The organism is Mycobacterium palustre (assembly GCF_002101785.1).
GTDB lineage: Bacteria > Actinomycetota > Actinomycetes > Mycobacteriales > Mycobacteriaceae > Mycobacterium > Mycobacterium palustre.
Window position 1 is genome coordinate 1 of sequence record NZ_LQPJ01000131.1, and the last position, 20,826, is coordinate 20,826.

Below are 20,826 nucleotides of genomic sequence, written 5' to 3' on the forward strand. Positions count from 1 at the left end.
CGACACGCCACACCCCACCCGGGGGTTCTCCTCACATCAAGCCGACACGCCTGCTACCAACGTCCTGGCCGAGTACACCTAGCGATGCCGTCGTCGCGGATGGGCGCCGTCGGCGACGTCACCGAGCTGGCGCCCTCGCGCTGCTGCGGGCGCACGGCATGAACCGCGTCTTGTGCGAGGGCGGACCGACCCTGCTCGGCGAGCTGGTGGACGCCGGCGCCATTTCCGAGATCTGCGTGACGCTGGCTCCCAAGCTCGCCAAGAGCCAGCCGGTGGGTCACCGTGAGCCGTCGCGGCTTTCGGTGCCGGTGGCGATGCGGCTCGAGCACGCCCTGACCTGCGACGACTACCTGTTCCTGAAATACCGTCGCTGAGCCGGGAGCGCCACGTCGGCCAGTTTCTGCACATCCGCTCGGCATGCGGCGAATGCGGGTGCTTCCTATGATGAAGGCTTGGGGAACTTTTCATCGAACAGCCTGCGCGGCATTGCGTTCGGTCGATCGTCGTTTACTCTTTCGCGGGCACACCGAGGAGGACCGTCGGGCCAGGTGAGCGATCCAACCCACGAGGATGAATTCCGCAATCTTGCGGTGAACCGACTGCGACCCAGCGAACTTCACTGGGCACTCAACCACGACGCCGTACACGGGATCGCCTACGCCTTCAAAAACCCCGTCGCCGTCGCCGAGGCCATCGACGACCCCCAGGACGACAGGAAGACGTATCTGATCCGCGTCAGGCGGGACGACTTGGCCAAGGCGCTGACCAACATCAACGACTGGATCGTCAAAAACCCCGGCCCGGAGGGGATGCAGGCCTACGGCTTCGTCCGGGCGCTGTCCCGAGAGGGCCTCAGCGAGCGCAAAACCGGGGACGAGGAGCGCCGCTGATCCGGCGCGGCCGCCGGTGCGCGACCCAGAGGCCACCACCCGCCGAACCGGGATTAGCTGGCATTCTCGCTATTCACGGTGCCCCGCGGTTGCCGAAACCATTAGCCTTATGCCTGGCAGGCCACGTTTGCAGCGGCTTGCGGCGCCCTGTGGCGGGTGAGGAGTCGGGAATGGGTGAGACGACCGCGGATTCGCGGGAGGGCTCGCAGTTCGGGCCGTACCGGCTACGGCGGCTGGTGGGTCGCGGCGGGATGGGCGACGTCTACGAGGCCGAGGACACGGTGCGCGAACGGATCGTGGCGCTCAAGCTGATGTCGCAGGCCCTCTCCAGCGACCCGGTCTTCCGCTCGCGCATGCAGCGCGAGGCCCGCACGGCCGGGCGGCTGCAGGAACCGCACGTCGTGCCGATTCACGACTTCGGCGAGATCGACGGGCAGCTCTACGTGGACATGCGCCTCATCGACGGCAAGAACCTGGCCACAATGCTGAGCCGCTACGGGCCGCTGTCCCCGCCGCGGGCGGTGGCGATCGTGCGCCAGATCGGCTCGGCCCTCGACGCCGCGCACGCCGCCGGTGTGATGCACCGCGACGTGAAGCCGGAGAACATCCTCGTCAGCGCCGACGACTTTGCCTACCTCGTCGATTTCGGCATCGCCAGCGCCACCTCCGACGAGAAGCTGACGCAGTTCGGGACCACCGTGGGCACCGTCAAATACATGGCCCCGGAGCGGTTTAGCGACGCCGAGGTCACCTACCGGGCCGACATCTACGCGCTGGCCTGCGTCCTTTACGAGTGCCTGACCGGTTCCCCGCCCTACACCGGTGACACCATCGGCGTGATGGGCGCCCACCTCAACCAGGCGATCCCGCGCCCCAGCGCCGCGCGGCCGAGCATCCCCGTGGCCTTCGACGGCGTCATCGCGCGCGGCATGGCCAAGGATCCGGCGGCCCGCTACGCCACGTGCGGCGACCTCTCGGCGGCCGCCTACGCCGCGCTGGCCACCCCCGACCAGGACCGCGCGACCGACATCCTGCAGCGCAGCCAGGTGGCCAACATGCCGGCCGCGTTCGCGGGCCAGCCGCCCAGCGGATTCGCGCCCACCCAGCCGCCGGCGATGGCCAGCCACGGGCCGCCGCAGAACCAGGCGTGGCCCGCGACGTCGACTCCCCCGGCATCTGTTGGGCTCGGCGGACCGGCGCCCCAGCCGACGGGGTGGCCCGGCGTCCCCGGCTGGGGCACCGGCGACGTGGGCGCGACCGGGACGCCGCTCTGGGGGCCGCCGCCCCGGCGCGGACGCAACCCGTGGCCGTGGGTGGGCGCCGCCGCCGCCGCGGCGGTGGTCGTTGTGGTCGGGCTGATCGTCGTCGTGGCCCACCCGTGGGAATCGTCGCCGTCCGCCAAGTCCACGTCGGCGCCGCCACCGCCGCCGCCGGACGCCGTCGAGCTCAAAACCCTCGATGACGGCGTGTACGTCGGCAGCTCGGCGGCACCGACGACGATCGACATCTTCAACGAACCCATCTGCCCGCCGTGCGGCAGCTTCATCCGGTCCAACGCGAGCGATATCGACACCGCGGTGAACAACAAGAAGCTTGCGGTGCGATACCACCTGTTGGACTTCCTCGACGACCAGTCGCACAGCAAGAACTACTCCACGCGAGCGGTCGCGGCCACGTATTGCGTTGCGGGACAAGGTGATCCGAAGCTGTATACCAATTACTACTCGGGCCTGTTCGCCAGCAGTTTCCAGCCCGCCGAGAACGCCCCGGAAGACCGCACCGACGGCGAACTGGCCCAGCTGGCCAAGACCGTCGGCGTCGATGCCAGCGTGCTCGACTGCATCAAGGGCGGCGACGACGTCGGCATCGCCAAGGCCAAGGCCGCCGCGGGCGATGCGACGCTGACCGGGCTCAACGCCACCGGGACGCCGTTCGTGTGGGACGGCACCAGGTCGGTGAACTACCAGGATCCGACCTGGCTGACCAAGCTGATCGGGTAGCCCCCGCCCGCTAGTCGCCGGTGCGGGCGAACTTCACGTCGACGTCGGTGCTGCCGCAGTTGACCCCGGCGGAATTCGCCACGTTCTCGTGGCCGTGCCCGGTGAGCAGCGCGACCGGGTCCTGGGCCGGTTGCGGCAGCGGGAAGTGCGCGACGATCCTGACGTGCGCGGTCCCGCCCTTGGAGCACCGGCCGTCGAACTCGCGGTCGTAGACCCATTCCCCGTTGGCGAAGACCAACGCCATGGCCGACGCCGGCGGCGCGTGGAAGAAGCTCATGCACCGCTCGCCGGTGCGCAGGCAGTCGGTCCGCACCGCATAGTCCTGCTGCCCTTTGTAGCCGCTCGGGGTGACGTCGGATTCGTGGTAGTGCCCGCGCACCGCCTCGGCCGGCGACACCACCCGCGGCGGCACGGTGTTCGGATCGGGAAGCGTGCTGACGTCGACGTCTCCCGTGCGGGTGAAGGTGACCGTTCGTTTGTTGGCGCAGCCCTTGTCCATGATCTCGGTGGCCTCGCCGGCCAGGGTGCCGTCGGGGTGCGGTTGCAGCGTGAACGTCTCCCAGATCTCGCCGTCGAGCTTGGTGTTGGTGCATGTGCTCGAGCCGACGCTGACGGCCACCCAGGTGTCGCCGACCTGGTCGAAGATGATGGTCGGCACCTGCATGCTCTCCCCGGTCAGGCGGGTGGCGGTCGCCACGCACCCGGTGGGGCGGCACGCCGAGCTGATGCCCCAGGTTTCCGTCGACGGCGCGACTCCCGGCGCGGGTTGGCCTTCGATGCTGCCGATGCGGGCGAACTCCGCGCGGTACACGCCCGTGAGGGGCCCGGTGTTGGGCGGCGGCGCCTTGGGCGACGGGGCGGGTGCGGGCGCCGCAGTCGGGGCCGGCTTGTGGGGCTGGCTGAGCCTGTCGGTGGCGAAGACGCCGCCCGCGATCAGCAACGCGGCGGCCGCCACGGCCGGGACGAGGACGGCGGGTCGGCGGAGCCGTTGTGCCGCAGGCGGTTTGGGCCGCAGCGCCGTGGTGGGCGCCACCACGCCGATCGAGGGTTGGGTGTCTTGGGTCTCCGGGTGGGCCGGGATCTGGCCCGCGTAGGTGAAGGTCGGGTTCGGCCGCGGACCGAGACGGGCCGCGAACTCCCCGCAGCTGCCGAACCGGCCGGACGGCTCCTTGGCCAGCGCGGTGGCGAACACCGCATCCAGCCCAGCCAATTCCGGCCTCCCGGCGCCGATGGACGGCGGCGGGGCGTTGACGTGCTGGCTGATCACCACGGCGGGATTGGGGTCGACGTAGGGCTCGACGCCGGTCAGCATGTGAAATGCGGTGCACGCCAACGCGTATTGATCGGCTCGCCCGTCGATCGGCTCGCCCTTCAACTGCTCGGGCGCCGCGTAGGCGGCGGTGCCGACGGTCATGTTGGTCGCGGTCAGGCCGGTCGCGTCGTCGATGCGGCGCGCGATGCCGAAATCGGCCAGTAAGACCCGGCGCGCCTGCCCGTCGGACTCGCCCAGCAAGATGTTGGCCGGCTTGACGTCGCGGTGCAGCAGCCCCCGATGGTGTGCGTAGTCCAGCGCCGAGGCGACCGCGGTGATGATGGGCACCACCTCGTCGAGCGGCATCCCGCCCGGGTACTCGTCCTGCACCAGCCGGCCCACATCGGTGCCGGGCACGTAGGCCATCGAGATCCAAAAGTGGCCGTCCTCTTCGCCGCGGTCGTGGACCCTGACGATGTTCGGGTGCGTCAAACCGGCCGCCAGGTCGGCCTCGCGCACGAAGCGGGCCCGAAACTCCGCGTCGGCGGTTAGCTCCGGAGGCAGCACCTTCAGCGCGTCCTGGCGCGGCAGCCGCGGATGCGCCACCAGGTACACCTGACCCATGCCGCCCGAGCCGAGCGACCGAATGATCGTGTATCCGGCGAACACCCGGCCCGCCTCGAGCGACATGGCCAAATCGTAGGTCTTGTTTTTGCGGCTGTCGGGCACTTGACGTCCTTTCCGGTCCGGCGGGCGAACGGCGAGGCGCCCGTTGGCAGAAAGGTTGCGGCACACGGCTTGCCGGATGGTCGCGAAGTTCTTGCGAAATCCTTGCGGCGCCAGGCTTCCTCGGCGCTCAGCCGCGGCGTGGGCCCGCGTCCTCGCCCTCGGCGTCGGCGACGGTCAGCGGCAACGCCAGCTCCTCCAGCGGGCGCTGCTCGGCGGCAACGCCGAGCCACAGTTCGATCAGCCCCGCGGTCGCCATCACCGCGGCCCCGATGAGGAACGACCAGACCACCAGGCCGCGCTGCCCGGAATTGATCAGCTGACCGAACAGCAGCGGGCCGGTGATCCCGCCGATCGCCGTGCCAATCGCGTAGAAGAACGCGATCGCCAGCGCCCGGGTTTCCATCGGGAAGATCTCGCTGACGGTCAGGTAGGCCGCGCTCGCGCCCGCCGAGGCCAGAAAGAAGGCCACCGCCAGCACGGCGATGAACGTCCAGGCGCCGCCGGTCTGGGTCACGAAGAGCACCGCGAGGACGACGGCCACCGCGGCCGAACCGATGTAGGTCAGCGTGATCATCGGCTTGCGGCCGACGGTGTCGAACAGATGCCCGAGCGCCAAAGGGCCGACGAAATTGCTGAGCGCCCACAGGATGAAGAACACCGGCACCGTGCCCGACGGGACGCCGTAGAACCCGCTCAGCAGGGTGCCCAGGTTGAACGTCACGCCGTTGTAGAGGAACGCCTGGCCGATGAACAGCGCCAGGCCCAGCACGGCGCGCCGGGGATAGAGCGTGAACGCGACCCGGGCGATCTCACGAAACGAAATGGCCTGGCGCTGGCGGATTTTGAGCGGACGGCCCTGCGGCTCGGGCAGCGGCCGGCCCGTCTCCCGCTGCACCTCGCCCTCGATCTCGCCGACGATGCGCTCGGCCTCCTCGTCGCGGCCGTGGATGAACAGCCAGCGGGGGCTTTCCGGGACGTTGCGCCGGACCAGCAGGACAAAGATGCCGAAGACGGCCCCGATGCCGAAGGCAAGCCGCCACCCGATGTTCGCCGGGAAGTTCGACGTGTTCAGCAGCACCAGCGCCCCAGCCGCCCCGGCGGCCGAACCCATCCAATACGTCCCGTTGATGATCAGGTCCACGCGACCGCGCACGCGTGCGGGGATCAGCTCGTCGATCGCCGAGTTGATCGCCGCATACTCCCCGCCGATGCCGGAGCCGGTGAAGAAGCGCGCGATGAAGAAGTACCACGGCGCGAACGCGAACGCGGTCGCGACGGTGGCGGTCAGGTACACCGCGAGGGTCAGGATGAACAGGTTGCGCCGCCCGAACCGGTCGGTCAGGTGGCCGAAGAACAGCGCGCCCAGACAGGCGCCGGCGATGTAGAACGCCGCCGCCAGGCCGATCTGCGCGGGATTGAGTTCGATGCCGCTGCCCTTTTCGGTGAGGCGCGACGACACGTTGCCGACCATCGTGACCTCGAGCCCGTCGAGGATCCACACGCCGCCGAGCCCGATGACGACGCGCCAGTGAAACCGGCCCCAGGGCAGCCGGTCCAGCCGCGCGGGCACGTGGGTGGTGATGGTTCCGGTCTGCACGTCGTCGCTCATCGGGCTCCTCTCGTAAGTGAACACAAGAATTACCCCGTCGAGGCGCGTCGCACGCCTCAGTTCCGGTCGGTGCGCGCCTCCTCGGGCGTCCAGGCCGGCGGCTGGCCCGGGTGACCCGGGAACAAAAAGTCGAGGAACGCCGCGGCGGTGGGCTGGGGTTCGTGGTTGGCGAGCCCGGGCCGCTCGTTGGCCTCGATGAAGGCATAGTCGGTGCCGGTGACGTCGGGGACCAGCAGGTCGATGCCCGTCACCTTGATGCCGATCGCCTCGGCCGCCGTCACCGCGACCCGGCACAGCTCGGTGTTCACCTCGGCGGTGACGTCGTGGATGGTGCCGCCCTGGTGCAGGTTGGCGGTGTGGCGCACGCGCAGCCGGGTGCCCTGGGGCAGCACGTCGTCCATCCGCCACCCGGCCTCGGCGACCGTGGCCTCGGTGATGTCGTCGAGCGGGATCTTCGACTCGCCGCCGGTGGCCGCCGAGCGCCGCCGGCTCTCGGCCGCGATCAGGTCCCGCACCGTGTGCTCCCCCGTGCCCAGGATTTCGGGCGGCAGCCGCAGCGCGGCGGCCACCACCCGACCGTCGATCACCACCAGGCGCAGGTCGTGGCCGCTCACCCGCTCCTCGATCAGCACCTCCGGGTAGTGCTCGCGCGCGCGCGCCACCGCGGCCGCCAGCTCGTCCGGGCCCTGCTCGGCGGTCACCCCGACGGTGATGCCCTTGCCCTGTTCGCCGCGGGTGGGTTTGACCACGGCCTCGCCGATCTCCTGCAGGAAGGCGTAGTCGTCGTCGTCACCGGTGGCCAGGCGGGCGCGCGGCACCGTGATGCCGGCCTCGGAGACCAGGCGCCGGGTCAACCGCTTGTCGTCGCAGCGGCACATGGCGATCGCCGAGGTGAACTCGGACAGCGATTCGCGGGTGATGACGCTGCGGCCGCCGTGGGTGAGCCGCATCTCGCCGGTTTCGGCGTCGAGGACCTCGACCCAGATGCCGCGGCGCAGCGCCTCATCGGCGATGATCCGGGCGTAGGGATTGAGGTCGTCGACGGTTTCGGGCGGCGGGCTGAACAGCGGCTCGTTGATCGCGTTCTTGCGCTTGATCGCCAGCACCGGCACGCGGCGGAAACCGAGCTTTTCGTAGAGGTTGATGGCGGCGGCGTTGTCGTGCGCCACCGACAGATCCAGGTAGGCGCGGCCCTTGCGGCGGTAGTGCTCGGCCAGCGCGCGGGTCAGGGTTTCGCCGATCCCCGGTAGCGCCGCGGCCGGATCGACGGCCAGGGTCCACAGGCTCGACCCCTCCTCGGGGTCTCGGAACAGCTCCTCGTGGTCGACGCCGGTCACGGTGCCGACCACGGCGCCGTCGTCGTCTCGCACCGCGAGCAGGTATTTCACCGCCTTGACGTGTTGATGGTTGTGCCAGATCGTCTCGACCGGCGCCGGCACCATCCCGCAGCGCACGAACACGCGGTTCATCGCGTCGGCGTCGGCCGGGGTCTTCAGCGTGCGCACCGTCACCCCGACCGGCGGCGACGGCGCCCGGTCCTCGTCGTGCGCGCCGGTAAAGCGCAGCCGGTAGGTGTGGCTGGGGTCGATGAACAGCTCGTTGGGCGCCCCGGCAACCACGACGTGGGACTCGCGGGCGTAGATGCAGATGTCGCGCCGCCCGGGGGCTTCGCGTCGCAGCGCCTCGGCCAGCGTGTTCGCGTCGGCGAACGTCTGCCCGAATATCAGTCGGCCCCAACCCAATTCGAGCTCGACGTCCTTGGCCATCGCGTCCACCAGCTCGGGCGGCGAGGCGTCGTGCAGGGCCAGCGTGATGGCCTCGGTGTGCTCCTCCGGGTGGTCGGTGCCGCTCATGCGGCCGTCCCGGTCACGCCGTGGCGCTGCAACCACAGCTCCAGCAGGGCGATCTGCCACAGCTCGTTGCCGCGCAATGGGGTCAGCTTGCCGTTGGGGTCGGCGAGCAGAGCGTCGACGGCGTCGGTGCGAAACAGCCCGCGCTCCTTGGCGATCGGCGAATAGAGCGCGGCGCGAACCATTTCGAGGTACGGCCCCTCGAGGTGGGTCAGCGCGGGAACCGGGAAATAGCCCTTGGGCCGATCGATGACCTCCGACGGAATCACCCGCCGCGCAGCCTGTTTCAAAACGCCCTTGCCCTCATGGGCGGTCTTCAGTTCCGGGGGGCAGGTCGCCGCCAGCTCGACCAACTCGTGGTCGAGGAACGGAACCCGACCCTCCAGACCCCAGGCCATGGTCATGTTGTCCACGCGTTTCACCGGGTCGTCGACCAGCATCACGGTGGTGTCCAGGCGCAGCGCCCGGTCGACGCCGGTGTCGGCGCCGGGCCGCGCGAAATGCTCGGTGACGAAGCGCTCGCTGGGGTCGCCTTCCGCGAAGTAGGCCGGCCCCAACAGGTTCCTGACGCCGACCGCGTCGCGGTCGAAGAACGCGCCGCGATACTCGGCGACCGCACCCTCCAGGGTGGCTGCGGCCGGCGAACCCATCGGCGGGTACCAGTGGTATCCGGCGAACACCTCGTCGGCGCCCTGGCCGGACTGCACGACCTTCACGTGGCGCGCCACTTCCTGGCTGAGCAGATAGAACGCGACGCAGTCGTGGCTGACCATCGGCTCGCTCATCGCGCCGATCGCCCCGTCGAGGGCGGGCAGCATCCGCTCGGTGCCGATGCGGATCTGGTGGTGGTCGGTGCCGAATCGCCGGGCGATGATGTCCGACCACCGGAACTCGTCGCCCTCGACGCCACCGGCCGACTCGAAGCCGATGGAGAAGGTCGACAGCCCGTGCTGGCCGGCCTCGGCGAGCAGCCCGACGATCAGGCTGGAGTCGACGCCACCGGACAGCAGGCACCCGACCGGAACGTCGGCGACCAGCCGGCGTTCGACCGCGACCCGCAGCGACTCGAGCACGGCGTCTTCCCAGTCGCGTTCGGACCAGTCGGCACGGTCGTCGCGGCGGGTGAAGTCGGGCGTCCAGTAGGTGGTGGTGGTCCGCCGGCCGTCGGGCTCGACGGCCACCAGGGACGCGGGCGGCATTTTGCGCACGCCCCGCAGGATGGTCAGGGGGGCGGGCACCACGGAGTGAAACGTCATGTAGTGGTGCAGCGCGATCGGGTCGATGCGGGTGTCCACGCCGCCGCCGGCCAACAGCGCCGGAAGCGTCGACGCGAACCGGATCCGGCGGGCGTCCGCGGTGAAATACAAGGGTTTGATGCCGAGCCGGTCGCGGCCGAGCAGGACGCGACCGCTGTCGCGTTCGACGATGGCGAACGCGAACATGCCGTACAAATGGCTGACGAAGTCGTCACCCCACCGGTGATAGGCCTTGATCAGGACCTCGGTGTCGCTGTGCGAGAAGAACCGGTAGCCGTGGCCGGTGAGTTCGCGGCGCAGCTCCTGGTAGTTGTAGATGCAGCCGTTCCAGGCGACGGCCAGGCCCAGCTCCGCGTCGACCATGGGCTGGGCGCCCGCCTCGGTCAGGTCGATGATCTTGAGGCGACGGTGCCCGAGGGCCACCCGGCCCTGTGACCAGGCCCCGGCCGCGTCCGGCCCCCGCGGCGCCAACACGGCGGCCATCGCCGACACGGCCGCGACGTCGGGCACCCGGTCGTCGAGTCGTACCTCCCCGGTGACTCCGCACACCTGTTTGACCCTACCGGGTCCGGCGCGCCCTGGGCCCATCGATCCGCGATCGGTGTTTGCCCGGCGCTGCGCATCGCCTCGGCGAGAACGACGCCCGGATTTCGGCTAACGTTCAGTTAAGTCGTCGTTGACTCGAAGCACAAACCCTTTCAGGGGAAGGCTCTCGCCCGGCATGCAGGTTCCTCGACGGAAGCTTTCGGTCGCCGGCGCGGCCCTGCTGTTCGGCGCCGCGCTGCTGTTCGCGGCGCCCGCGTCTGCGGATCGAGCCGACGACGCGTTCGTCGCCGCGCTCGGCAAGAACGGCATCCCCGTGCCCGACCCCGGCACCGCGATCACGCAGGGGCGGGCGGTGTGCTCCGGGCTGGACAAGGGCCAGGACTCGTCCGTCGTCGCGATCCGGCTGATGAAAGAGACGAATCTCACGGCCAAGCAAGCCGGCTTCTTCGTCGGGGTCTCGGTGGCGTCCTACTGCCCGGAATACAAGGGCACGCTCGACCCGTCGATGACCTGGCTGCTGCCGTTTCCGCCGATGATGTGAGTCCGCTCAGGCGTGGCGGTCCGCCCGCGCCCGGCGGATCAGCAGGATCGCCTTGACGATCAGAAACGCCACCGCGACGCCCATCAGCAGCGTCGACAGCGCGTAGGCGCCGTACTCGGCGCCGCGGTTGTAACGGTCGTTGACCAGCAGCGTGAGGGTTTGCGACTCCCCCGGCAGGTTGGACGACACCATGATGACGGCGCCGAATTCGCCCAGGGTGCGTGCGGTCGTCAGCACGATGCCGTAAGTCAGGCCCCATCGGATCGACGGCAGCGTGATCCGCCAAAACGTCTGCCACCCGCTCGAACCGAGCGTCGCCGCCGCCTGTTCCTGCTCGGTGCCCAGCTCGACGAGCACCGGTTGGACCTCGCGGACCACGAACGGCAGCGTCACGAAAATGCTGGCCAGCACGATGCCCGGCACGCCGAAGATGATCCGCAGTCCGAGGTTGTTCTCGACGAAGCCCAACGCCCCGGCCGACCCCCACAGCAGGATCAGGGCGACCCCCACGATGATGGGCGACACCGCGAACGGCAGGTCCACGATCGCCTGCAGCACTGCGCGGCCGCGAAACCGATTGCGCGCCAAGAGTAATGACACGAACACACCGAACACCACGTTGAGCGGCACCACGATGGCGACCACGAGCAGCGACAGGTTCAGCGCCGAGAGCGCCGCCGGGGTGCTGATCCAGTCGAAGAACTGGCCCAGACCCGGCCGGAAGGTCCGCCACAGGATCACCGACACCGGAACCACCAGCATCACGCCGACATAGCCGAACACCGCGTATCGGGCGAGGTAGCGCGGCCAGCGCAGCGTGGTCACGCGGCCTTCTCCTCGCGCCTGGCCGCGCGGCCGCCGACGACCCGCAACAGGATCAGGACGGAGAACGAGACCGACAGCAGCACAATGGAAATGGCGGCGGCGCCGGTGCGGTCGTCGTTCTCGATCAACGCGCGGATCCACTGGGAGGACACCTCGGTCTTGCCCGGCACCGCTCCCCCGATCGACACCACCGAGCCGAATTCACCGATGCAGCGGGAAAACGTCAGCCCCGCACCGGTCAGCAACGCCGGCAGCAGCGATGGCAACACGACCGAGGTGAAGACCTTCGGACCGGTGGCGCCCAGCGAGGCCGCCGCCTCCTCGGCCTCCGGATCGATCTCCAGCAGCACCGGTTGGACGGCGCGCACCACCAACGGCAGCGTGACGAACGCCAGCGCCATCGCCACCCCCGGCGGGGTGTGCTGCAGGTGAATGCCCACCGGGCTGCTTTTGCCGTAGAGGGCGAGCATCACCAGGCTGGTGACGATCGTGGGCAGCGCGAACGGCAGGTCGATGATCGCGTCGATCAGCCCCTTGCCGACGAAGTCGTCGCGCACCAACACCCACGCGGTAAGCAGGCCGAAGATGACGTTGAACATCGTCACCGCAACGGAAATCGTCAGTGTCACCCGGAACGATTCCACTGCGGCGTGCGACGTGACGGCCAGCCAGAAGGCCTGCGAGCCGCCACCGCCGGCCTGCCAGGCGATGGCGGCCAACGGCAGCAGCACGATCACCGACAGCCACAGCGTCGTCACGCCGATCCGGAGCGACGTGAAGCCCGGCGCTGCGGGCGCGCCCGCGCTGGAGCGCGGCCGCGCGAGGTCGGGCCGGACGGCCCCCGGGTCGGGCGTCGTCAGGGCGGTCATCCGGTGGCCTGCAGGTAGATCTTGGTGATGCTGCCGGTGCCCCGGTCGAACAGCTGCGGGTCCGCCGCGCCCCAGCCGCCGAGTTCGTCGATCGTCCACAGCTTGGTCGGCACCGGAAATTGGTCCCGGAAGCGGGCCGCCACGGCCGGGTCGACGGGCCGGAATCCGGCCTGCGCCCACAGCTTCTGCGCGGTTGCCGTGTATTGGAAGTTCTTGAACGCCGTTGCCGCCTCTGGGTGGGCGCTGCTGGTCACCACCGCCACCGGGTTCTCGATCTTGAAGGTCTGGCTGGGCATGACGTGCTCGACGGCCTTGCCCTGCCGCTCGATGGCGATGGCCTCGTTCTCGTAACTGATGAGCACGTCGCCGCTGCCTTCCACGAAGACGTCGGTTGCGATGCGTCCCGATCCCGGGCGCAACTTGACGTGTTCGCGTACCAGCTTGCCGATAAAATCCGTGCCGGCCCGGCTGTCCGCGCCGCCGCCGCTCTTGGCCGCGTAGGGCGCGAGCAGGTTCCACTTGGCCGAGCCCGAACTCAGCGGGCTGGGCGTGATGACCTCGACGCCCGGACGCAGCAGATCGTCCCAGTCCCTGATGTTCTTCGGATTGCCCTTGCGCACCACCAGCGTCACTACCGACCCGAAGGGGATGCCCTTGGTGGCGTCCTTGTCCCAGTCCGCAGACACCTTGCCCGCCTTGACCAAGCGGGTGATGTCCGGTTCGACCGAGAAGTTGACGATGTCGGCCGGCTTGCCCTCGACGACCCCGCGCGATTGGTCCGCCGAGGCGGCGTACGACGTGACCACCTGGATGCCCTTGCCCTCCTCGGAGGCGTTGAACGCCGGGATAACCCTGCTCCAGCCGGGCTCGGGGACCGAGTACGCCACCAGGGTGATCTTGGTGTTGACGTTGCCCGGTCCGCCGCCGCCCACCGCGTCGCTGGCGCCGCCCTGACACGCCGCCAGCAGGCCGGCCGTGACGGTGAGCGTCAGGACCGACCGCACGGGGGCCGCGCCGCGGATGTGGGTGAGCAATTGGTGGCCTTCCGGTGGGGACATACCTGCGTCGATCCAGTCGCTGCCGGGTGGACGCCGAGAATTTCACCGACGATTCGCCAACTCCTCGACCGCGCATGGGATTTCGAGTCAGCGACAACAATGCACGAACGGGGGGCAAACCATGGGCGCCGCGTGCATGGCGCGAAGCCTAACAGCGCGCGGGCGCCGGCGCGCGCCGTCAGCAACCTGGGTCTCGGCGCCGCCGGCGTGTGGGGCTCCGCCGGCAGGGACGCCCGATCGCGGGCTTACCGCCCCGTCAATCCGGCGCGGCGGATTCGGCCAGCCGGCCGAGGGCCGGCAGCGATCGACTTGCCAGCAACCGGGCGGAGCCAACGGTGACCGGATAGCCCGCCATGCTGGGCACTTTCAGCGACGGCGGCCGCAAACTACAACTGCGGGGGGCGCGGCGGTGCGGCTTGCCACGGGCACCATTCGTCTCGCGGCAGGTGCCCGGCCTCCCGCGCGCTTAAGACGCGACCCGCACGCCGGGCTAAAAGTCACGGTGAGTAAAACACCGCCTCACGTATCGCTTTTGTCGCGCGGGTGGCCGAGTTAGCTTTGTTACGAGACGATTTGCGGCACCAAGGGGAGCCATGGCGCGCACGGACGTCGGGCGTGGGATGCGGGCTAGGTGTCGCGGGCGGGGTTTCAGCGCCCGCGGATGCCGCGGTCGACCTCCTTCACCCGCTTGTGCGGGTAGCGGCGCTCGGCGTGCGCCTTGGCGTGCGATTTCGGCAGCACGTACAGCGTTTCCTTCTTGTCCTGCAACGGCTTCAGCACCAGGTCCATGAACCCCTTGCGGTCGTTGAGGTATGGCTCGATGACGTCCTCCCCGGCCGGGCACACCGCCAGGCAGTAGGCGGCCTTGTAGTTGGGCTTGAACGCCAGGCTCTGCCACATCGACGCGTTCTCCGAATCGGTGACCCGCGCCCGGAAGTCGGTCGCGTCGGCGCTGTCGGCGATGGTCTAGACCCAGTCGGTGAACCCGCCCATGAACTCGCGATAGTTGTGCACCGAGCACGCGACGAAGTCGAACGCGCCGTCCTTGCCGATCGCGCCGACCGGGCACGCCGCGACGCACAGCTTGCATTCCAGGCACGGGTTGTAATCCAGCGGCTCGCCGTAGCTGCTGATGGGCGCGTCGACCAGGATCGTCCCGAGCAGGATGAAGTTGCCGAACTTCGGGTGAATCACGTTGCGGTGGATGCCCATGGCGCCGAGTCCGGCGGCCACGGCGACCGGCTTGTGCGCCACCACCCAGATCCGGCCCGGGAAGTTGTCCATCTCCATGGGGAAGGTCGCCGACGGGTTGAGCGCCCGATAACCGGCGTCCTGCAGCCGGCGCACGATGCGGTGCGCCGCCTCGTTGAGCACCTCGCCGCTGCGGTGAAACTCCTGGTTGGCGACGCTGCGCGCCGCCGAACGGACGTTGTCGCGGTTCATCTTCACGACGAGCGAGATGTAGCTCCTGGAGCCCGGCAGCGCCGCCTGGACGTGCTCGACCTCGGAGGCCAGGGCGGGGTTGTCGACGCTGGCGAACCCGACGTCGTCGGCGCCCGCGGCCAGGCACACCCGCCGTAGCCACTCGGCGTCGAGCACGCCCGGGCGCCGCGCCGCGCGCGATCGGACCTTGCGCACCGTGGGGTGCTCGGCCAGCCGGCCGGGAATTTTGTCCGCCATGCTGAGTACAGTACACAATACTCAGCTCGCCTGCACCGCGGGGCGGAATGGCCGGGTCAACAGGATTTGACTCGGGCGCTAACGCATGCGAGCCCGACGCGGTGATCGATTTGAGTGAGCAGACGATCATCGACCGGGTGTCGGATCGGTTGATGCGGAAATATCCCGGCGTTCCGGCCGATACCCTTGGCTGCCGTCGTGCGGGGCGTGCACGCCCGGTTCGACGGGCGACCGGTGCGGGAGTACGTCCCGCTTCTCGTCGAGCGGTGCGCCGGCGACGAACTGGGCGCCTCGCAATGGCCGGCTGACCGGCCCTCGATCGTCAAGCGCGGCAAGTGGTTTCGTGCGCTCAGCTTTCCACGGCGCGGATCGCGTGTGCGGTGATCCGGCCGTATTCGGCGGCGATGATCACCGCCGGCGCGATGCCCGGCGAGGCCCTCGCCGTTGGATCCCCACGCTCGTGACACCAGCGGGTGGCGAATGGCCGCCGGGTCGGGAACGTAGGCGGTATCGAACGCGGCGCTCATCCACGGCTTAAGCACCGCCCGACCGCCCAACGGCGTGCGCTGGTTTTCTGACGCCTTTGCCGACCCGGCGACCCATCATGCGATGGCGGTGGCGGCACGCCTCGCGGGGCAACGCGCGGCGCGTCGCTGCGGCGTTTTGCCCGCGGCGACGGGGATGATCAGACACCGATGACGAGCGCCGCGAACGGGGTCGCCGCTGCCGGGCGCGGCCTGGCGGCGCTGGCCTGCTTGGGCGTGGGCGCCGCGTGGTTGATCGCCCCGGCGGCCGGGGCCCGCGCGGAGACGGGCCTGCCGGTTCCGGACGCCGAGCACGAGCTGGGGATGTACGGCGACCCCGCCGCGGCGGCGCGCTACTGGCATCGGCAGCATTCGTCGGATTGCGGGGAGCTGGCGGTCGCCGACGTGGTCGGCCAGATCGTCGGCCGGGCGCCCACCGAGGCACAGATCACCGCCCTGGCCGAGGCCACTGCCAGCGCCATGGGGCCCGGTCCCGTCTGGAGATCGCCGGACGGCGACACCGATATCGGAGATCTGCCGGTGCTGCTGTGGCACTACGGGATCCGCTCCGACAACGTCCAGACCGACATCGGGGCGCTGGAGCAGGATCTGGCCGCGGGGCGCAAGGTGATCGCATTGGTCAACGCCGAAACCATTTGGGACAGGCCGGGCCGGCGGGACGCGGCCAACCATTTCGTCGTCGTCACCGGGATCGACACCAGGGCTCGCGTGGTGCACCTCAACGACAGCGGCATCATCACCGGCCGCGACGAGCGGATCCCCGTCGCCACCTTCGAGCGGGCGTGGGCGCCCAACCACAACTCGGCAATCGTCACGAGGTGACGCCGGGCGCCTCGGCGACTCCGAACCGATTGTGCAGGCGGGCCAACGGTTTCGGTGCCCACCAGTTGACCCGGCCGAGCAGATGCATGAACGCCGGCACCAGCAGCATCCGCACCAGCGTCGCGTCGACCGGCACCGCCACCGTCAGCCCGAACCCGAACAGCCGCATGACCGACACCTGCGCGGCCATCAGGGCGGCGAACGAGATCACCATGATCAGCGCCGCCGCCGTGATCAGCCGTGCGGTGTGGGCCACCCCCAGCGCGACGCTTTCGTCGTTGGCGCCGGGGTGCTCCCGACACACCGACCCCCGAATTCGCTGAGCGCGAAGCGAATTCCCACTCCCGCACCCAGGTGTTGCGGGCCTACGCGCCCTACGCGATCATCATCGCCGTCTTTGTCATTTGCCAGATCCCGGTGGTGAAAGGGCTTTTGGACAAGGCGACCTACGTTGTGCACTGGCCCGGCCTGCATCTCTACACCGCCAAGGGCACCCCGTCGACGCTGCCAAACTTCACCTGGAATCTGCTGACCACGCCGGGCACCCAGATGCTCGGGGCCGGCGTCCTGACCATGGTGGCGCTGCGGCTGTCGGCAGGGCGCTTCGGGCCTACGGCGCCACTTTGGATCAGCTGCGGTGGGCCATCGTCACCGTGATGGCGGTGCTCGCGCTGGCGTCGTGATGAACGCGTCCGGACAAACGATCACCCTGGGCACGTGGATGGCTGGAGCCGGGGGCGCCTTCGCGTTGCTGTCCCCCATCCTCGGCGGGCTCGGGGGCGCGGTGACGGGCTCCGATACGTCGTCTAACTCTTGTTCGGCGCGCTGCAGGTGACCGCGGCCGCCAAGGCCGGGTAGTCACCGGTGCTGATGGCCGCCGGTAGCAGCTCGGGCGGCGTGCTCGGCAAGATGATTCGCCGCAGAACCTCGCCATCGGCGCCGCGGCGGTGGGGGTGCACGGCAAGGAGGGTGACATCTTCCGCCGGGTATTGCTCTGAAGCCTGCTGTTCCTGGCGTTCATCTGCGCGCTGTCGGCATTGCAGGCATCGGTCCTGTCCTGGATGGTGCCCTGATCGGAAGCCGATCTTTGACGGCCGGAGTTGGAAAATGATTGCCGCACGGGTCACATGGGGCGCTAAGCTGCTGCGGGTGGGCAGTGTCGCGTTAGCCAACACGCGGGGCCGCTGGCTGGCGATCGCGGCTTCCCTCGTCGTCTCCGCCGGCATGATCTACGCCCAGACCACGGAGCCTCGGTGCTGCGGCGACACCCGCATCGAGACCCCGTCGGCGCCGCCCGCGAGCCCAGGAGCCGTGGCGCCGCCCGCGACGCCAGCTGCCGTGGCGCCCCCCGCGCCGCAGGCCGGCACCCCGGCGGCCGACGCGCCGCACGTCGCGACGCCCGCGGAAGTGAACTCGTTGGCGGCGAACGCGCCCGCCGCCGCCCCGGGCCAGCAGTTCCAGATCCCGCTGCCCGTCGGCGTCGCACCCGAGCAGCGGCTGCAGGTCAAGACCATCTGGGCGGCCCGCGCGATCAGCGTGCTGTTCCCCGAGATCAAGACGATCTACGGGTACCGGGAGGACCCGTTGCCGTGGCATCCCAACGGGCTGGCGATCGACGTGATGATCCCGAACCACGACTCCCCCGACGGCATCGCGCTTGGCAATCAGATCGCGGGCTACGCCCTGGCCAACGCGAAGCGCTGGGGCATCAACCACGTCATCTGGCGGCAGAAGATTTATCCCGGTGTGGGCGCGCCGAGTTGGACGGCGAACTACGGCAACGAGACCCTCAACCACTACGACCACGTCCACATCGCCACCGACGGAGGCGGCTATCCGACCGGGCACGAGACCTATTACATCGCGTCGATGACGCCGTCGCCGCCCGAGTAGCACCACGAAAGGCCTTGGCGCACTGCGTGATTCGTGCCCAGTCGCGGGGCCGTCGTCACAGGCCGAGGAGACCCAGCAAGTCACCGCTGAGCGGGGGCACCGTCACCTGACCGCCGCCCAGGGTCGACGGCAGCGTCAGCAGACCTCCGGTGATGACCGAGGGAATGCCGACGTCGCCGCCGCCGGCCACCGAGGGCAGGCTCAGCACGCCACCGGTGAGGATCGACGGGATGTTCACGGCCCCACCGCCGGCGACCGGGGGCAGGCCCAGCACGCCACCGGTGAGGACCGACGGAACGCTCAGCTGCCCGCCGCCCAGGAATGACGGCAGGTTTACCGAGCCGCCGGTGAGGATCGAGGTCACGACGCCGCTGATCGGCGGCACGGTGAACACGCCGCCGCCGACGCTCGAGGGCAGGCTCAGCAGGCCTCCGGTGATGATCGAGGGCAGACCGAGGATGCCACCGCCGAGGGACTCGGGCAGGTTCAGCACGCCACCGGTGAGGATCGACGGGATCGCCAGCTCGCCGCCGCCGAGGACCGGCGGCAGTTCCACCACGCCGCCGTTGATGATCGGGCTCAGGGCGTTGACGACCGCGGGACCCACGCTGGAGATCGGCGGCAGGGTCAGCGCCGCGCCCCCGAGGACCGGCGGGAAGTTGAGCACGCCACCGGTGATCAGCGACGGCACGGTCAGCGCGCCGCCGCCCAGGATCGGCGGCAAGCTCACCACGCCGCCGTCGAGGGTCAGGCTCACGCTGCCACCCAGAACCGAGCTCAGGTTGAAGTCGGCGCCGGCGGCGGCCTGCGCCCCGGCGCTGGCGGCGGCCTGCGCCCCGGCGCTGGCATTGCTCGCGGCCTGCCCGAGCGCTTCCTGGACGGGCGCCGCCACGGCGCTCGCCAACGCCTGACCGGCGGCCGCCTCGGCGCTGGCATACGCGCCGGCTCCCGAACTCATCAAGCCGACGAACCGTTCGTGAAACGCGTCCGCCTGGGCGCTGATGGCCTGGAAATCCAGGCCGAATTCGTTGAACATGTTTGCGACCAAGGCGGATATCTCGTCCTGGGCGGCGGCGGCCACCGCGGTCGTGGGCGCCGCGGCCGACGCGGCGGACCCAGCCAGCAACGAGCGGACGCCCGCCAGGTTCTGGGCGGCCGCGACCACGTCGTTCGGAGCCGTGAACAGGTACGACATAACCCGCCTCCCGCCGACCCAATCAATACGGCCGCCCGACGACCTAAGGATCATGAGCCTAATAGGACATAGCGAAAATGCATAACGAAAACAAAATTTTTCAGCGATAGCCCGCCAAACTAACTCGCCACCTCCCGCGCCGGTAGCGCCGCGATCGCCGCCGCCCAATTTCGGCGGCCGGTGGAGCCGTTCAACGGCGCGGTGACGCGCCGGTTTCCGCCTACCGCTGAACTGCGTTTTTCGGGGGCCCTGACCCTATGAAAAATTCGGTGAACAATACCTACTACAGGGCGTAGTATTCAGCTAGTTCCCACCCACGCAACGGAGGTGCAATATGCGGTGGAGTTTCGCCCAGATCGGCCTGCTGATCATTTGCGCTTTTCATGTCATTCAGGCGGTAATCGGCCTCATCGTCGAACCGAGCTTCGCGACGGGTCCCAACGCGCCGACCGTCCAACTGCTCGGGATGGACTACAACGGCTGGCACGCCGTCGCCGGCCTGGCCCTGTTCGCGCCGGGCCTGGCGTTCGCGATGCGCAAGTCGTGGGCCGTGCTGTATCTGCTCTTGGCCGCGCTCGCCGGTGCGCTGCCCGGCGTTTGGGGCTTCTTCTCCCATCAGGTCGCCTTCGTGTTCACCTTTCCGAACAACATCACCGACGCGGTGGTGCACTTGGTGACCGCGGCGGTGATGGTCGCGGTCGCGGCCATACAGATCCGTTTGGACGGCGGAATCAAATACTCGTTGGCCGATCTCCGAAAAGCGCCTTGAGGCAACGCCTTAACGCAACGGCTTACTGGGCGGTCCAGCCGCCGTCGATCGAATAGCAGGAGCCGGTGACGGTGCCGGCCGCGTCACCGGATAGGAAGGACTTTCCCGTCGCGTTGGCGCGCGCCTCGACCTGCTGCGCCACCAACGGCGTCATCACCCAGCCGGGGCAGATCGCGTTGCAGGTGATGCCCTCTGCGGCCGTTTCGATCGCCCCCACCTTGGTCAGCCCGACGACGCCGTGCTTGGCCGCGACGTAGGCCGCCTTCTTGGCGCTCGCCACCAGGCCGTGCGCCGACGCGATGTTGATGATCCGGCCCCAGCCCCGGCGCTTCATCCCCGGCACGGCGCAGCGACAGGTGTGGAGGCCGCCGAGAGATTCTTGGCGATGACGGCATCCCAGCGCTCGACGGAAAAGATTACGGACTTTCCGCGGATCATCTGACGCTCGCCCCTCCTCCGGCACCCGGCTGCCCGAACCGAGTCTTCCCTACGGGGAA

The 20,826-nt window shown here is 69.4% G+C and carries 19 protein-coding genes and 3 pseudogenes; 10 read left to right on the forward strand and 12 right to left on the reverse strand.

The features are described 5' to 3' along the window. The 3 genes from AWC19_RS31670 to AWC19_RS22505 form a co-directional block, all read left to right on the forward strand. Positions 1-374: dihydrofolate reductase family protein (locus tag AWC19_RS31670; protein WP_211284980.1), on the forward strand; the 374-nt coding region annotated here is incomplete at its 5' end. A gap of 216 nt (positions 375-590) precedes the next feature. Beyond that, on the forward strand, positions 591-890 hold the full coding sequence (locus tag AWC19_RS22500; RefSeq protein WP_372508696.1) for a hypothetical protein: 300 nt from the start codon (positions 591-593) through the stop codon (positions 888-890). Between the two features lie 170 nt (positions 891-1,060). Beyond that, positions 1,061-2,890: a serine/threonine protein kinase PknE gene (locus tag AWC19_RS22505; RefSeq protein WP_085080326.1), complete on the forward strand. Its 1,830-nt coding sequence runs from the start codon at positions 1,061-1,063 to the stop codon at positions 2,888-2,890. 10 nt (positions 2,891-2,900) lie between these two features. On the opposite strand, the gene AWC19_RS31270 is transcribed toward AWC19_RS22505, so the two are convergent. The 4 genes from AWC19_RS31270 to AWC19_RS22525 form a co-directional block, all read right to left on the reverse strand. Next, complete coding sequence (locus tag AWC19_RS31270; RefSeq protein WP_085080327.1) at positions 2,901-4,871, reverse strand: serine/threonine-protein kinase; 1,971 nt, start codon at positions 4,869-4,871, stop codon at positions 2,901-2,903. A gap of 127 nt (positions 4,872-4,998) precedes the next feature. After that, positions 4,999-6,480: an MFS transporter gene (locus AWC19_RS22515; RefSeq protein ID WP_085080346.1), complete on the reverse strand. Its 1,482-nt coding sequence runs from the start codon at positions 6,478-6,480 to the stop codon at positions 4,999-5,001. A 56-nt stretch (positions 6,481-6,536) separates the two neighbouring features. Further along, the gene (ngg, locus tag AWC19_RS22520; protein ID WP_085080328.1) at positions 6,537-8,333 is read right to left on the reverse strand and encodes an N-acetylglutaminylglutamine synthetase; all 1,797 of its coding nucleotides are present in this window, start codon (positions 8,331-8,333) and stop codon (positions 6,537-6,539) included. Then, positions 8,330-10,135 carry an N-acetylglutaminylglutamine amidotransferase gene (locus AWC19_RS22525; RefSeq protein ID WP_085080329.1) on the reverse strand — a complete coding sequence of 602 codons (1,806 nt, stop codon included), beginning with the start codon at positions 10,133-10,135 and terminating at the stop codon, positions 8,330-8,332. The genes ngg and AWC19_RS22525 overlap by 4 nt, the downstream gene beginning before the upstream one ends. Before the next feature lie 172 nt (positions 10,136-10,307). Here AWC19_RS22525 and AWC19_RS22530 point away from each other — a divergent pair, with 172 nt between their 5' ends. Further along, positions 10,308-10,673: a DUF732 domain-containing protein gene (locus AWC19_RS22530; RefSeq protein ID WP_085080330.1), complete on the forward strand. Its 366-nt coding sequence runs from the start codon at positions 10,308-10,310 to the stop codon at positions 10,671-10,673. A 6-nt stretch (positions 10,674-10,679) separates the two neighbouring features. Here AWC19_RS22530 and cysW read toward each other — a convergent pair whose 3' ends face one another. The 4 genes and pseudogenes from cysW to AWC19_RS22550 form a co-directional block, all read right to left on the reverse strand. After that, positions 10,680-11,498 (reverse strand): sulfate ABC transporter permease subunit CysW, encoded by an 819-nt coding sequence (cysW, locus tag AWC19_RS22535; RefSeq protein ID WP_085080331.1) that lies wholly within the window; start codon positions 11,496-11,498, stop codon positions 10,680-10,682. Next, the gene (cysT, locus tag AWC19_RS22540) at positions 11,495-12,367 is read right to left on the reverse strand and encodes a sulfate ABC transporter permease subunit CysT (RefSeq protein WP_085080332.1); all 873 of its coding nucleotides are present in this window, start codon (positions 12,365-12,367) and stop codon (positions 11,495-11,497) included. Before cysT ends, cysW begins: the two co-directional genes overlap by 4 nt. Continuing rightward, positions 12,364-13,425, reverse strand: a complete 1,062-nt coding sequence (locus AWC19_RS22545; protein WP_085080333.1) for a sulfate ABC transporter substrate-binding protein — start codon at positions 13,423-13,425, stop codon at positions 12,364-12,366. Before AWC19_RS22545 ends, cysT begins: the two co-directional genes overlap by 4 nt. A gap of 648 nt (positions 13,426-14,073) precedes the next feature. Then, positions 14,074-15,105: pseudogene (locus tag AWC19_RS22550) on the reverse strand (epoxyqueuosine reductase). 152 nt (positions 15,106-15,257) lie between these two features. On the opposite strand from AWC19_RS22550, the pseudogene AWC19_RS31675 reads away from it, so the two are divergent. Together AWC19_RS31675 and AWC19_RS22555 are read left to right on the forward strand one after the other, a co-directional pair. Next, a pseudogene (locus tag AWC19_RS31675) lies at positions 15,258-15,390 on the forward strand (three-helix bundle dimerization domain-containing protein); the annotation flags it as partial. A 410-nt stretch (positions 15,391-15,800) separates the two neighbouring features. Beyond that, positions 15,801-16,472, forward strand: a complete 672-nt coding sequence (locus AWC19_RS22555) for a C39 family peptidase (protein ID WP_085080334.1) — start codon at positions 15,801-15,803, stop codon at positions 16,470-16,472. Here the strand turns inward: AWC19_RS22555 and AWC19_RS22560 are convergent. Further along, positions 16,462-16,797: pseudogene (locus tag AWC19_RS22560) on the reverse strand (MMPL family transporter); the annotation flags it as partial. The gene AWC19_RS22555 and the pseudogene AWC19_RS22560 sit on opposite strands and share 11 nt — an antisense overlap. Before the next feature lie 29 nt (positions 16,798-16,826). Here AWC19_RS22560 and AWC19_RS31275 point away from each other — a divergent pair. Continuing rightward, complete coding sequence (locus AWC19_RS31275) at positions 16,827-17,129, forward strand: hypothetical protein (RefSeq protein ID WP_264072647.1); 303 nt, start codon at positions 16,827-16,829, stop codon at positions 17,127-17,129. A gap of 64 nt (positions 17,130-17,193) precedes the next feature. Further along, entirely contained in the window at positions 17,194-17,307 is a 114-nt protein-coding gene (locus AWC19_RS31280; protein ID WP_264072649.1) for an L-lactate permease, read from the forward strand. Here AWC19_RS31280 and AWC19_RS30850 read toward each other — a convergent pair. After that, a complete protein-coding gene (locus AWC19_RS30850) occupies positions 17,279-17,431 on the reverse strand; it encodes a hypothetical protein (RefSeq protein WP_245849253.1) in 153 nt (50 codons plus the stop codon). The genes AWC19_RS31280 and AWC19_RS30850 overlap by 29 nt on opposite strands. Positions 17,432-17,579: 148 nt before the next feature. Here AWC19_RS30850 and AWC19_RS22570 point away from each other — a divergent pair, with 148 nt between their 5' ends. Next, on the forward strand, positions 17,580-18,365 hold the full coding sequence (locus tag AWC19_RS22570; protein ID WP_425436908.1) for a VldE C-terminal domain-containing protein: 786 nt from the start codon (positions 17,580-17,582) through the stop codon (positions 18,363-18,365). Positions 18,366-18,420: 55 nt separating this feature from the next. On the opposite strand, the gene AWC19_RS22575 is transcribed toward AWC19_RS22570, so the two are convergent. Beyond that, positions 18,421-19,560: a PE family protein gene (locus AWC19_RS22575; protein ID WP_158090925.1), complete on the reverse strand. Its 1,140-nt coding sequence runs from the start codon at positions 19,558-19,560 to the stop codon at positions 18,421-18,423. A gap of 334 nt (positions 19,561-19,894) precedes the next feature. Between AWC19_RS22575 and AWC19_RS22580 the strand changes: the two genes are divergently transcribed. Then, positions 19,895-20,329 carry a DUF4383 domain-containing protein gene (locus AWC19_RS22580; RefSeq protein ID WP_085080336.1) on the forward strand — a complete coding sequence of 145 codons (435 nt, stop codon included), beginning with the start codon at positions 19,895-19,897 and terminating at the stop codon, positions 20,327-20,329. A gap of 22 nt (positions 20,330-20,351) precedes the next feature. Here the strand turns inward: AWC19_RS22580 and AWC19_RS22585 are convergent, their stop codons facing one another. Beyond that, on the reverse strand, positions 20,352-20,792 hold the full coding sequence (locus AWC19_RS22585; RefSeq protein WP_281255298.1) for an SDR family NAD(P)-dependent oxidoreductase: 441 nt from the start codon (positions 20,790-20,792) through the stop codon (positions 20,352-20,354). Positions 20,793-20,826 lie beyond the last annotated feature (34 nt).